Genomic DNA, 12926 nt, shown 5'->3' on the forward strand with positions numbered 1-12926 from the left:
ATAGGAGGAAGACCAGCACAACTGCCCGATGGAGACAGAATTGGCGATAAATTTAAACAATGGGTTGATCGGTCTGTCCATTTTGGGCGGAACGAGCTCCTATTCCAGCCTGACCTCCTCGCTCGCGACCCTGGAAAGCGCAGCCGTGCTCAGGGCGAAAAAGGCCTTTACCACCGCCCTTCCCGACACGACACCGCCTTGGCAGCAGGAGGCCGACACCCGTCCGGTCAGTGCGCAGATCACCGCGATCAAGCGGATGCTGTCGATCGTCGATACCAAGAAGGACAGCTCGCTGGAGGACCTTCCCGACGTCCAGACCGCTTTCACCACCTACAAGGCACTGGACCGTCTTCGCATCCTGGCCGAAAGCGCCGCCAAGGCCACGACGTCCTCCTCGGAACGCGCTTCGCTTCAGAAAGCCTTTGCGCAGGGACTGCTCGATCTCCAGTCCTTCCTCGGATCGGCGGACAGCGATCTCGTCTCGCTGAACTTCGGTACGCAGACCAGCAATGCCACTTCGGTGGCCGTAAAGGGGGCGAACTCCAGCGGCACCGTCATCGGGAAAGGCGTATCCAAGACCCGCGATGCCGCCATTGCCGGCATGACCGGCAATGAAGTGCTGCAAATCAAGCTGACCAAGGGCAGCACCACCGAAACGGTGACCGTCGACCTGTCTCAGACGACGCAGCCGCCCACGCTGGATTCGGTCGCCGCGGCGCTGAACGCGGCAATTGCCGGCACCCAGGCGACAGATACAAGTGGCAACCCGGTGGTGGATGCCAACGGCAAGCCCGTCAGCAAGTGGAAATCAAACTTCACCGTCGAAAAGAACGACGGCAAGTGGGGTCTCGTCTTCAACCCGTCGGGCAGCGAAAAGGTCGCGATCGATCAGGTCGGCGGCAGCGATGCCCTGATGATCGCCAGCGGCGAGACCGCCAAAGATGCCGCGACCGCTGCACGCATCTATCGCGTGGAGGATCTCGAAGATTCGCTGTCCTGGCAGCGCCTGAGCAAGATCAACGGGGTCGATGGCGCCGCCACGGCGGAAGCCAAGGCAGCGGCGACCTCCACCGATGCCAAGGACAAGGACTATACGGTCGCGGCCCCCACCAAGGCCAAGGCGATCGCCACGGATGCGGAAGGCTTCAGCTATATCGTCGGTACGACCGACGGCGATGTCGGCACGCGCATTTCGGACGGCTCGGACGATCTGTTCCTCACGAAAGTGGACAGCGAAGGGAAAGTCGTCTGGCAGCGCAGCCTCGGCGCCGCCGGCAGCGCAGAAGGTGCGGCGGTCACGATCTCGGCGAACGGCGACATCGTGGTGGCAGGCACTGTCAGCGGTGCCTACAACGGCGGCGACGACAGCCAGACCGACATGCTAGTCGCGCGGTACAACATCAAGGGCGAACAGCTTTCCTCGACGGTCATCCGCCAGGTCGGCAACGAGACCGCCAGCGCGGTCACCGTGGGTGACGACGGCAGCATCTATGTCGCCGGCAAGGCCTCGACCGGGGGCGGCGACGCTTTCATCGCCAAGCTCGATGCCGCCGGAAAGCTCCAGGAACGCCGCACGATCGACAGCGGCGGCCTCGATTCGGTCACCTCGCTCGCCATCGACAACGACGGCAACCTGCTGGCACTCACCAGCGAGAAAGGCATCGCCACGATCCGCCGGATCGATTCCGCATCCCTTGCCAACGACCTCGGCTCGATCGCCCTCGGCAACGTGACGGCGCGGGCCATCGCTGTGTCCGACACCGGCGAGATCGCCGTCGTCGGGACGACCAGCAGTGCCGTCAGCGGCGCACAGGTCAACGCCATCAACGGCGGACAGGATGCGTTCGTCACCCGCATCGATGCCGCCATGTCCTCGGCCAGCACGACTTACATCGGCACTTCGGCGACCGACCAGGCCGACAGCGTGACCTACCTGAACGGCACCCTCTACGTCGGCGGTCGCACCGCAGGCGACCTGTCGGGAGCCAAGAGCGGCAGCGTCGACGGGTTCGTCGCGCGCATCGACGCTAACACGGGCGCTATCGAGAAGATTTCGCAGTGGGGCATGTACTCCTCGACCACCGAGCCGGTAAAGGTCTCGGCGGTGGCCGGCGGATCCACGGTGCTGGGCGCCCTGGGCCTCAACCGCGGTACGCTCAACGACCAGGAATCGACCACCCTCTTCTCCCAGACCAGCTTGCAGCCGGGAGACCAGTTCACGCTGCGCGTCGACGGCGGCGCCACCCGCACCATCACGATCGCCAAGGACGAGACGATGGGCACGCTGGCGCAGAAGATCCAGAAGATCACCGGCACCAAGGCCACGATCACCACGCCCCGCGTGAATGGCCAGCAGACTCTCAAGATCCAGGTCAAGTCCGGCTCCAAGATCGAGCTCGGCTCCGGTGCGAGCGAGGACAAGGACGCGCTTTCCAAGCTGGGCATCGATCCGGTGCGCCTGGTCTCCTCCAAGGCGCCCGATCCGGATGCGCCGAAAGTCACGCCCGGCGGCAACTACAGCCTCGGCCTTGCCAATACGCTTACGCTGGCCGACGCCAAGACAGCCGCCGTGGCGCTGTCGCAAATCAAATCCGCCCTGTCCATGACGCAGTCCGCCTATCGCTCGCTTTACTGGGATTCGACCAAGGCGACGCTGGTAGACGGCGCAATCACGGGCGGCGGCACCGCCTACCAACAGAAACAGCTCGCCAACTATCAGGCCGCCCTGTCGCGGCTCACCGGCTCCTGAGGTAATCGTTCATGTCTGCTCTCCCTCCTATCTTCGACGGCATGGCCCAGTCGATGAAGTTCATGTCCGAACACCAGCGCGTGATCGCCGAGAACATCGCCAACAACGAAACTCCCGGCTTCAAGGCCCGCACCGTCGAGACGCCGGACTTCTCCTCGCTCGTCTCGCAATACGGCGGAGCCGCGGGGACACCGCGGGTCTCGCGGCCGAAAGTGGAACTGTCGGGCGGGATGACCGCCCTCGGCGCGCGCCCACCCCAGGCGGGTAGCCATATCGTTCTCGACAGCGACACCACCGAAACCAAGCCCGACGGCAACAACGTCACGCTGGAAGACCAATTGCTCAACCTCGGCCAGGTCCAGGCCGACTTCGCGGCGATGACCAATCTTTATCGCAAGCAGATCGGCCTGATGAAGACCGCCCTCGGCCGCGGCTGACCGGTGCGCCGGGCTTCGCCGCGCGGCGAAGCCCGGATCTTCGGAAGGCGTTCAGGTGGCGCGGCCCAAGGAAGACCGGGCCTTCTGCGTCATTCCCCTCTCGCAGGAACCCTGAGACGATCGCGAGATCGACCCATCGCAAATATCCGCAGACTTGCCGGAAATTCCGCCACAAAAGATACTTTCGTTCAGATAGCCTTAAAAACCCAAGGGTTTATCCGGGAAATCTCCGGATTTATCCCGATAGGAGGGAACAGGAGTAATGGCGGAGCGTTTAGAGGGAATATATCTATTTCAGTTCTTTAACCGCCGTCTCCGCGCGAGTTATCCGTAATCCGGAGGCAGTGCGCCACCGTGCGACTAGGCAACTTTTTCCTGCAAAGAAGCTGAAATCCAACGGAAACACGACAAGAATAACCATTATGGAGCAAAGCCGATGGATTATAGGTGGAACTTCTTGCCGAGCACATCAATCCGACCCACTTTGGCACGACATATATAATGGATTATTGACCCTTCCGGGTTTCCGTGGAACAAATTCACCATTCATAGCCAGACAAGAGCTTCAATGACCCAAAAACCGCTTGGATCCCAGAAGCGGAATTGGAAGGCGCTTGCAACCGCGCCGACCGCAATCGAGATCGATGCTTACCGCACGCTCGTCTTTCCGAACCGGATCAGGAAATTTCGCAAGCAGCTGAATATTGGATCGCTGCTGGAATTGTCGGACAAGCTTCCGACGATAACCTATATCCGCCTCTCGAAGATCGAGAGGGGTGAGATCTTCGCGCGTGCCGGCGAGCTGCGGGACATCGCGACGGCCCTGGGAATAGATGCGGCGGAACTCCTGATCGACATCGACGATCCCGAATTCGACATCGCCGCCTGGGCCGATCCGCTCCACGGCAACGACCGCGCCGATCCCGAGGCGGAGCGCTTTGCGGTCATGCTGGCGGCAGCGCTGCGGAACCGCCGCGCTGCGGACGATGCCCTGACGATCGCCGTGCTCGAGCAGGAATATGGAATTGCGCCCGTCATCCTCTCCCGGATCGAGAACGCGCTGAAGCCCTACGAGCGCTGGAACGAGGAGGTGCGCGCCGCATTGCGCCGCCTGCTCGATGCGCGCGACGATGCCGAACTGACGGCCATCGTGAACGAAGCCCATCTCCGCGGCGATCTCGATGCGGTACTGCCGCTCGTGGCCAATCCGCAGTTGCGGATCGCCAAGTCCCGTGCCCGCATCGCCGCGCTGCATGACGAGTTGCAGGGCGTATCGCCGCAGGCAAGGGCCAGCGCACGGGCCGCTCCCCATCCGCTGCTCGAACGCGTGGCAAACAAGGACACCGGTCGACTGCCGACCAGGGCGGTCGACATCGCCGAAGCGCATCCCCCGGAGACCCAGATCGTGCGCCTCGTGCCGGTTTTCGGCAGCCCCCTGCCCGACGGCCTGATCGCGCGCACACCCGGCGGCACCCACGTCGAAGCACCGCGCAGCTCCGGTCCTCGCACCTATGGGCTGCGACTGGGACGCCCCACGCTGGGCGCGGGCCTGCCCGGTCGCTCGACGCTGATCGTCGATCCCGATCGCTTCCCTTCGGCAGGCGGGCTTGCCGTGGTCTCGTCAGCGGAAGGACTGCGCGTGCTCTCGGTGGCGCTCGACAGGCATGGTCACATGCTCGGTTACAGCGAGAATCCGGATATCGAAGTGGCCCTCGACCGGATCGATCCGGCCGACCTTGCAACGGTCGTGGCGGCCGTCTTCGAGTAAGTAACGGTATTTGACATGTCGCGCCTGCCGCCACGCGTGGCGACCGCGATATAAGTATGTGTAGGATACCGGAAGGCGGAATGCGCATACTTGGCCTGTTGAAGTCGATCGGGAAGCGGTCCCAATCCCTGCCCCTGCATTTGCCGCCGCATCACCTCGCCGTGCGTGCATCGCCGCTGCGGATCATCGAGCGGGCCCTGACGCGCCATCGCGCACGCGCCGCACCAAATGCGGCTGCTGTAGGCCTGCTGCTGCTCGATCTCGACCGGTTCAGGCTGGTTAACGATCTCTGCGGCCATGCTGCGGGAGACAGCCTCATCGATACCGTCCGCGATCGCTGCGCCCGTTCCCTGCGCGCCCACGCCATGCAGGGCGGCGAGATCGTCCACATCGGTGCCGATGAATTCGCCTGCCTGCTTCCGCTCCACGGCGACAGTGAGGATCAGGCCCGCCTCGACCGCCTGGCCGAGACTCTGCTGGATGCGATCGGCACGCCGGTCAGCCTGGGCCGCCATATCGTCCACCTGACCGCCTCGATCGGCATGGCGGTGGACCGCCAGGGCGCGCTTTCCGCAGAAGAACTCCTGCGCGGCGCCTCGATAGCCCTTTCTCATGCCAAGGACGCGGGCGGCGGGGGAATCCGCCGTTTCTCTCCCGAGATGTTCGCCTCCCTGAGCGACCGGGCCGCACTCGAAGAGGACTTGCGCGGTGGACTGGTGCGCGGGGAACTCGTTCCCTACTACCAGCCTATCGTCGCCCTCCCCTCGCGCGGGATCGCCCGTTTCGAGGCGCTGGTGCGCTGGCATCATCCCCAGCGCGGCGTGCTGGGTCCGGACCGCTTCCTGCCGATGGCCGAGGATGTGGGCCTCAACGACGACCTGCTCTACGCGATGCTGCGGCAATCCTGCCGTGACGCGCAGGACTGGGGCGCTTGCCTCGGCCTCTCGCTCAACATGTCGCCCAGACAGGTCTGCGATCCGGACATCGCCTTCCGGCTACTCCGCATAGTCTTCGCCAGCGGCATCCGGCCCGACCGGCTGACGGTGGAGATCACCGAGAACGCCGTGATGCACAACGTAGTGGCCGCGCAGGCGACCGTGGCCAGCTTGCGCGAGGCCGGAATCAAGGTGGCACTGGACGATTTCGGCACCGGCTACGCCAGCCTCAGCCGCATCTGCAAGCTGCCGCTCGACATGATCAAGATCGACCGCACGCTTGTCGACACCCTGGGTAGCGATGCCGGGCGCAAACTGGTGAAAGTCGTCGTCGATCTGGGCCAGAGCCTTTCGATGCCGGTAACCGCCGAGGGGATCGAGACCGAGCAGCAGGCGCAGACGCTTTCCGAACTGGGATGTGCTTTCGGGCAGGGCTACCTGTTCGGCCGCGCCGCTCCGGCTTGCGAAACCGCCGCGCGGGTGCGCCAGGGCATGGAAGCACTGGCTTCCTGACGCACGAGGCGAGCCGACGGCACAACGCCTTGCACACCCCCTCGTCCCAGCGAAGACGGGGACACCGCTTCTCTCGTGCAAGGCGAGAGGTCGCAGAAAGCAGTGCCCCGCCGCTTTCACAGAGGCGACGATGGACAGGGCGGCATAGGGCCGCCCACCGTCCCCTTCTTCGTGCCGGACTACCCTGCGATCAGTATTCGGTGTTGAACGAGATCGGCGTGGTCAGGTCCAGACGCGCGATGTCGCCCTTCGGGCTGTAGGTGTAAGTCCGGTTGCCGGAGAGCCGCTTGGCCTCGTTGGCGATGGCCCCCATCATCTCCATCGAAAGCTCGATCTGCCGTTCCAGCAGCGCCGAATTGACCATCGAAGCCGCCCGCAACTCGCCGAGAGCGGCAGCCAGAGCCTCGCGCGTCTCGTCGTCCATCTGCTCGGTCCATTCGGGATCGAGGCGGTTGCGCCGCGCCAGCACTTCCTCCAGCGAACCGACCAGCCGGGTCTTCGCCGCCGCCAGTTCGGCAAGGTCGAGCGCACGCTCGCGGCCTTCGAGCCGTTCGGTTTCCTCGCGCATGACCAGCGACAGCGAGGTCATGATCTCGATCAGTTCATTCGGCACGGCTGCTGCCTCCCTGCAGGCGGATGATCTGCGCCTCGACGGCGGATGCGATGCCGAGGCCCTTACCTCTGGCGATCTGGTTGCCGATCTGCTCGGCCAGTACGCCGCGGAACATTTCCTCGCCGTGGCCGCCGTTGAAATCCTCGCCCTGCTCGACGGTCTCCAGCATGATCTTGGTGATCTGCCCGGCGAAGACGCCCTCGAACTCGCGCGCCACCTTGGCGGGGCTGCGGTCCGGCGTCTGGATCGCGGGACGGGAAGGAAGCGAGGGAAGAACCGGATCTGCCATCTTTACTGTACCGCTATTTCGGCCTGAAGCGCGCCCGCCGTGCGTAGCGCCTGCAGGATGGTGATGAGATCGCGCGGGCTGACGCCCAGCGAATTGAGTCCCGCAACCAGCGTCTGGAGCGAAGTGCCGCTGTTCAGCACCGCCAGGTGGGCGCCGCTGCCGTCGTCCGCTTCCACGCGGGTGCGCGGCACCACGGTCGTCTCGCCATTGGAAAACGGCGCGGGCTGCGAAACCACCGGCGTCTCGGTGACGCTGATGGTGAGGCCGCCCTGGGCGATGGCCACCGGGCTGACCCGCACGTCCGCGCCCATGACCACGGTGCCCGCCGCCTCGTTGATGACGATGCGCGCGACCTGATCGACCTGCACCGGCAGGTTCTCGACGCGGGTGATGAGGTCGATCACCGAGCCGCCCGCCGGATCGAGTTCGACGGTGCCGGGGTCGAGCACTTGCGCGGATCCGGGTGCCTCGCGGTTGATCGTCGCGGCGATCTGGCGCGCGGTGGTGAAATCGGGGTTCTTGAGCGCCAGCTTCAGCGTCTGGGCGGAGCGCAGGTCGTAAGGCACTTCGCGTTCGACGATGGCACCGCCTGCGATGCGCGCGGTGGTCATGACGCCGCGGCTGAGCTTGGCCGCCGCGCCCTGTGCCTTGAAGCCGGAAACCGCAACCGGGCCTTGCGCCACGGCATAGATCTCGCCGTCCAGCGCGCGCAGCGAGGAGACCAGCAGGATGCCGCCTTGCAGGCTGGTGGAATCGCCCAGCGCCGAGACCTGCACGTCGATCGCCGAACCGGCGCGGGCATAGGGCGGCATCGTCGCCGTCACCGTCACCGCCGCGACGTTCTGCGTCAGCATCTGCGTGCCGCGGATGTTTACGCCCATGCGTTCGAGCATGGCTTGCAGGGTCTCTTCGGTGAAGGGAATGTTGCGGATACGGTCGCCGGTGCCCTGGAGGCCGACCACGAGGCCGTAGCCGACCAACTGGTTCGAGCGCACGTTCTCGACATCGACGATGTCCTTGATGCGCGGCTGGGAGCCGGCGAAGGCCACACCCGGCGCCAGCAGGACCGCGAGCAGGGCGCTGCTGGCCGCCATGGCCAGCAGGGAACCGTGCATCCTCGATTTCAAAGGCTTGAACATCACTGACCTTATAGGATGATTGAAGCGGCGGAGGGCGGGCAGGTTCGGCATTTTCACCTCACTTCTTCCCTGTTCTGGCAAGCCGCATGACATAGCCGATGATCTCGGCGACGGCGGCGTAGTGTTCGATCGGAATCGGGCGGTCGATATCGACGGCGGCATAGAGCGCACGGGCAAGCGGCGGGCTCTCGACGATCGGCACCTTGGATTCGGTGGCGATCTCGCGGATGCGCAGGGCGATGGCGTCCACGCCCTTGGCCACCACCACCGGCGCCGCCATGGCGCCGTGGTCGTATTTCAGCGCAATGGCGTAGTGCGTCGGGTTGGTGATGATGACGCTGGCCTCGGGCACGGCCGCCATCATCCGCTTGCGCGAGCGCTGCATCTGGATCTGGCGGATCTTGGCCTTGATCTTGGGGTCGCCGTCGCTCTGCTTGTGCTCGTCCTTCACTTCCTGGAGCGTCATCATCATGCGCTTCATGAAGGCCCGGCGCTGGTAGATGAAGTCGAACAGCGCCAGCGCCATGACCAGCAGCAGCACCGCGCGGATCGCCTCGTAGCCCAGTTCGCCGGCCGCCGCGCCGACCGCGCCCGGCGCGAAGCCGACGAGCTGGTCGAAACCGGTCATGCGCGGCTTCAGCACCATGAAGACGACGAGGCCGATGGCGCTGAACTTGGCCAGGGTCTTGGCGAATTCCACCAGCGCGCGCATCCCGAAGATGCGCTTGAAACCGCTGGCCGGATTGAGCTTGGACCACTTGGGCGCAAGGCGCGACCAGCTCAGAACGAACCGGCCCTGAAGAAAGATCGTCGCCACCGCACAGGCGAAGAGCACGCCGAACACCGGCATCAGCGAGAACGCGAAATGGCGCGCCACGCCGGTCATCAGGTTCTGCGCACCGCCTGAATCAAGCGGATAGTCCTCGGCGCTGCCCCAGAGGCGAGTCATCATCATGCCGAGGTGACGGATCGCGGAAATGCCGACCCAACCGGTGACGATCAGCGCGCCGGTCATCATCGTGGCGTGGCGCACTTCCGGCGACATCGCCACTTCGCCGCGCTTGCGGGCATCGTCGAGCTTCTTCTGGGTCGGCTCGTGCGTGCGCTGGTCCTTGTCGCTCTCTGCCATGGCTCTAGAGGCTCCATCCGTTCTGCATGAAGCTGCCCATGGCGGTCGCGAAAGCGGTCAGCATCGTGCCGAGCGTCATCGCCAGCACCGAGATACCGAGCAGCAGGTTGAGCGGCTGGGTGATGAAGAAGACCTGGATCGACGGCGCGACGCGGGCGGCCAGGCCGAGACCGACGTTGAACAGCGCGCCGTAGAGGATGAGCGGCGCGGAGAGACTGACGCCCAGCGCCATCGCCTGTCCCGTCACCTTGACCGCCAGATCGGCGAACTGCGCCGAGGGCGGCAAGCCGCCGACCGGAAACACGGAGTAAGACTGGAAGATCGAGGCGATCCACAAGTGATGGACGCCGAGGCTCATGCAGACGATGATCGCGGCGATCCCGAACAGGCGCGACAGCAGCGGCGCCTGCCCGCCCATCGACGGGTCGTTGACCAGCGCCGAGGCGAGGCCGACCTGCTGGCTGGCGATCGAACCGGCGATCGCGGCGGCGCTGAACAGGATCTTCACGATCATGCCCATGGCGATGCCGACCAGCATCTCGCCGATCACCAGCATCGGCAGCGAGGCGTCGGACTTCACCGCCGGGGCGACGTGGCCCTGAAGCATGCCGTAGAGGCCGAGCGTGAAGCCCAGCGCCATGACCAGCCGGATCTGCGGCGGAATGGTGTCCTCGGAAAAGGCCGGGAGCAGCATGACGACCGCGCCGACCCGGCAGAACAGGATCAGGAACGTCGCCGCGTCGACCGGCAGGGCGGCCAGGGTCGCGATGTCGAGAGAAGCCCCGCCCATCGTGTCAGCCGGTGACGATGGCGTCGGCGATGCGGTCCATGAAGGCGCCGAGGGCATGGCCGATCATGGGCAGCGACAGCAGCATGACCACGCCCAGCACCAGAATCTTGGGCACGAACGTCAGCGTCATTTCCTGCACCTGGGTAAGCGCCTGGAGCAGGCCGATGACAACGCCGACGATCAGCGCGGCGATCAGCATCGGCCCGGCGATGGTCAGCACCAGCACCAGCGCGGCGCGCGCGATCTCGATGGCTTCGGGTGAGGTCATGACGCCGAGCTTTCCTAAAAGTCAGGCTTTTGAGGCCTAGATCTGCATCCGCATGATGTCGGAGTACGCGCTGACCACGCGGTCGCGCACGGCGACGACGGTATCGAGCGCGGTTTCCGCCGCACCAATCGCGGTGACGACATCGATCAGGTCGCCCTTGCCCGCCACCTGCTTGGCGCTTTCCGCTTCGGCGGTGCGCAGCGAGGTCGAGGCATCGGTCACCATGGATTCCACCATGCTGCCGAAATTGCCGCCGGTATTGCCGGCTGCGCCGGCGATGCCGCCGGCCATGTCGCCGAGGCCGGTGAGACCGCCAGCGGAAGGCGCAGCCGCCTTCATCGCGCGGCCATAGGCGGCCGCGGCGTCGAGTGCTCCGATTGCCATGGAGTGTTTCCTTACTTGAGCAGGTCGATCGTGCGCATGGTCATGCCGCGCGCGGATTCGATCGCATTGAGATTGGCTTCGTAGGACCGCTGGGCCGCCTTCATGTCGGCAGCCTCGATCAGCGGATTGACGTTGGGCTGGTCGACATAGCCCTGCGCGTCGGCGGCCGGGCTGCCCGGCTGGTAGACGCGCGGGAACTGGCTCTTGTCGCCCTCGATCGACTTGACGGCGACCTGGGTGGCACCGCTGGCACGGTCGACTTCGGCGGTGAAAGTGGCGACCCGGCGGCGATAGGGATCGGCATCCGGGGTCTTCGCCACGGAGTCCGAGTTCGCCAGGTTTTCCGCGATCACGCGCATCCGCAGCGACTGGGCGCGAAGGCCCGATGCCGAGACGCCGATCGAGTTGTTCAGTTCCATCAACACAGCTCCTGCCCTGCCCTCGCGGCAGACAGCCTCCTTATAGGCATTTTTTGCCTAGCACCGCGCACTCCTATAAAATAATTCCTATAAGCAGGCTTGAAAGGAGACGCGTCATGTCCGTCCTCGAAGGCATTCCCATCGACATGTCGATCGTACTCGGATCGACCAGCATCCCCATCCGGCAGGTTCTCAAGATGAGCCGCGGCGCGATGATTCCGCTCGACTGCGGCCATAACGATCCCACCCGCGTCTATGTGAACGACCAGCTGGTGGCAGAAGGCAAGATCCTGGTGAACGGCGAAGTCATGTCGCTGGAGATCACCAAGGTCGTCGAACGCGAGCGCTGAGAGCATGGATTTTCTCTCTCTGCTGCGCACCATCGGCGCGCTGGGCGTGGTGCTCGGCATGCTGGTCGGGGCGCTTTGGGTGGTGCGCCGTTACGACCTGAAGCTGCCGCAGAAGTGGCTGAACGGCCAGCTTTTCGCAGGTCTCGGGCCGGATCGCAGCGAACGGCGGCTCGAACTGATCGAGCGTCTTGCCATTGATCCGCGCCGTTCGGTCGTCCTCATCCGCCGCGACTACCGCGAAATCAGCCTGCTGATCTCGCCCGAAGGCGTCGTCATGCTCGATTCCGCGCCGTGCATCGGTCCGGTCACTCCGAAAGCTCCTGCTGATGCATAAGCGTTATGCCGTCGCCGCCGCACTTTGCGGGGCGGCAATTCTTGCCGTATTGCCCGAAGCCGCCCTCGCCCAGAAAGCCGCCGCCGCTGCGGCGGGTGCGGGTCCGCTCGGCGAAGGCGCGATGTCGGGCCGGGTGATCCAGCTCGTCCTGCTGATGACGGTGCTGAGCCTTGCGCCCGGCATCCTGATGACGATCACCTCGTTCACCCGCATCATCGTCGCGCTGTCGCTGCTGCGTTCGGGCCTCGGCGTGCAGGGCGTGCCGCCGAACCCGGTGGTCATCAGCCTGGCGCTGTTCCTCTCGTTCTTCGTCATGGCGCCGACCTTCGACGCCGCCTGGAAGGACGGCATGGTTCCCTACAACCAGGGCCGCATCAACGAGACCCAGGCGCTGGAACGCGCAAGCAAGCCGTTCCACACGTTCATGCTCAAGCAGGTCCGCGACGACGACGTGAAGCTGTTCGTCCAACTCTCCGGCAAAGTCCCCGCCTCGCGCGCGGAACTGCCGATGACGACGCTGATGCCCGCCTTCATGATCTCCGAACTGCGCCGCGCCTTCGAGATCGGCTTCCTGTTGCTGCTGCCGTTCCTGGTGATCGACCTGGCCGTGGCCGCCGTGCTAATGGCGATGGGCATGATGATGCTGCCGCCCGCGACGATCTCGCTACCGATGAAGATAATCTTCTTCGTGCTGGTGGACGGCTGGGCACTGATCGCCGGATCGCTGGTGAAGAGTTTCGGCGGGCCGGGTTAACCACACCGCCCCCTCGATCGATCCGAAAAGGGCGCGGCGGTCTTCCGACCTTCCG

At 64.8% G+C, this 12926-nt stretch carries 15 protein-coding genes; 7 read left to right on the top strand and 8 right to left on the bottom strand.

Going from position 1 to position 12926, the window contains the following annotated elements:
• Positions 1–82 precede the first annotated feature (82 nt).
• The 4 genes from AC4D6D_RS14510 to AC4D6D_RS14525 all read left to right on the top strand — a co-directional run bounded on the left by AC4D6D_RS14510 (position 83) and on the right by AC4D6D_RS14525 (position 6402).
• Positions 83–2749 carry an NHL repeat-containing protein gene (locus AC4D6D_RS14510; RefSeq protein ID WP_491325851.1) on the top strand — a complete coding sequence of 889 codons (2667 nt, stop codon included), beginning with the start codon at positions 83–85 and terminating at the stop codon, positions 2747–2749.
• An 11-nt stretch (positions 2750–2760) separates the two neighbouring features.
• Entirely contained in the window at positions 2761–3186 is a 426-nt protein-coding gene (locus AC4D6D_RS14515) for a flagellar biosynthesis protein FlgB (RefSeq protein ID WP_491325852.1), read from the top strand.
• Positions 3187–3907: 721 nt separating this feature from the next.
• Positions 3908–4954: an XRE family transcriptional regulator gene (locus tag AC4D6D_RS14520; protein WP_491325853.1), complete on the top strand. Its 1047-nt coding sequence runs from the start codon at positions 3908–3910 to the stop codon at positions 4952–4954.
• A gap of 161 nt (positions 4955–5115) precedes the next feature.
• Entirely contained in the window at positions 5116–6402 is a 1287-nt protein-coding gene (locus AC4D6D_RS14525) for a putative bifunctional diguanylate cyclase/phosphodiesterase (protein WP_491325854.1), read from the top strand.
• A gap of 190 nt (positions 6403–6592) precedes the next feature.
• On the opposite strand, the gene AC4D6D_RS14530 is transcribed toward AC4D6D_RS14525, so the two are convergent.
• The 8 genes from AC4D6D_RS14530 to flgC all read right to left on the bottom strand — a co-directional run bounded on the left by AC4D6D_RS14530 (position 6593) and on the right by flgC (position 11433).
• A complete protein-coding gene (locus AC4D6D_RS14530) occupies positions 6593–7015 on the bottom strand; it encodes a flagellar biosynthesis protein FlgN (protein ID WP_147219610.1) in 423 nt (140 codons plus the stop codon).
• Complete coding sequence (locus tag AC4D6D_RS14535) at positions 7005–7304, bottom strand: rod-binding protein (RefSeq protein WP_491325855.1); 300 nt, start codon at positions 7302–7304, stop codon at positions 7005–7007. Before AC4D6D_RS14535 ends, AC4D6D_RS14530 begins: the two co-directional genes overlap by 11 nt.
• A gap of 2 nt (positions 7305–7306) precedes the next feature.
• Positions 7307–8419: a flagellar basal body P-ring protein FlgI gene (locus AC4D6D_RS14540; RefSeq protein WP_147219608.1), complete on the bottom strand. Its 1113-nt coding sequence runs from the start codon at positions 8417–8419 to the stop codon at positions 7307–7309.
• Positions 8420–8501: 82 nt separating this feature from the next.
• Complete coding sequence (gene flhB / locus AC4D6D_RS14545; RefSeq protein WP_491325856.1) at positions 8502–9572, bottom strand: flagellar biosynthesis protein FlhB; 1071 nt, start codon at positions 9570–9572, stop codon at positions 8502–8504.
• 4 nt (positions 9573–9576) lie between these two features.
• Positions 9577–10362 (bottom strand): flagellar biosynthetic protein FliR, encoded by a 786-nt coding sequence (gene fliR / locus AC4D6D_RS14550; RefSeq protein WP_147219606.1) that lies wholly within the window; start codon positions 10360–10362, stop codon positions 9577–9579.
• Between the two features lie 4 nt (positions 10363–10366).
• Entirely contained in the window at positions 10367–10630 is a 264-nt protein-coding gene (locus tag AC4D6D_RS14555) for a flagellar biosynthetic protein FliQ (RefSeq protein WP_147219605.1), read from the bottom strand.
• Between the two features lie 36 nt (positions 10631–10666).
• On the bottom strand, positions 10667–11014 hold the full coding sequence (fliE, locus tag AC4D6D_RS14560) for a flagellar hook-basal body complex protein FliE (RefSeq protein WP_147219604.1): 348 nt from the start codon (positions 11012–11014) through the stop codon (positions 10667–10669).
• 11 nt (positions 11015–11025) lie between these two features.
• Positions 11026–11433 carry a flagellar basal body rod protein FlgC gene (gene flgC, locus AC4D6D_RS14565; protein ID WP_147219603.1) on the bottom strand — a complete coding sequence of 136 codons (408 nt, stop codon included), beginning with the start codon at positions 11431–11433 and terminating at the stop codon, positions 11026–11028.
• Positions 11434–11549: 116 nt separating this feature from the next.
• Here flgC and AC4D6D_RS14570 point away from each other — a divergent pair, with 116 nt between their 5' ends.
• Genes AC4D6D_RS14570 through fliP form a run of 3 tightly spaced genes read left to right on the top strand, consistent with a single transcriptional unit; the run spans position 11550 to position 12871 of the window.
• A complete protein-coding gene (locus AC4D6D_RS14570; RefSeq protein ID WP_132268634.1) occupies positions 11550–11783 on the top strand; it encodes a FliM/FliN family flagellar motor switch protein in 234 nt (77 codons plus the stop codon).
• 4 nt (positions 11784–11787) lie between these two features.
• Complete coding sequence (locus AC4D6D_RS14575; protein ID WP_491325857.1) at positions 11788–12117, top strand: flagellar biosynthetic protein FliO; 330 nt, start codon at positions 11788–11790, stop codon at positions 12115–12117.
• Positions 12110–12871 carry a flagellar type III secretion system pore protein FliP gene (gene fliP / locus AC4D6D_RS14580; RefSeq protein WP_491325858.1) on the top strand — a complete coding sequence of 254 codons (762 nt, stop codon included), beginning with the start codon at positions 12110–12112 and terminating at the stop codon, positions 12869–12871. Before AC4D6D_RS14575 ends, fliP begins: the two co-directional genes overlap by 8 nt.
• The last annotated feature ends 55 nt before the right edge of the window (positions 12872–12926 follow it).

The sequence above is a fragment of the Novosphingobium sp. BF6 genome (assembly GCF_058273105.1).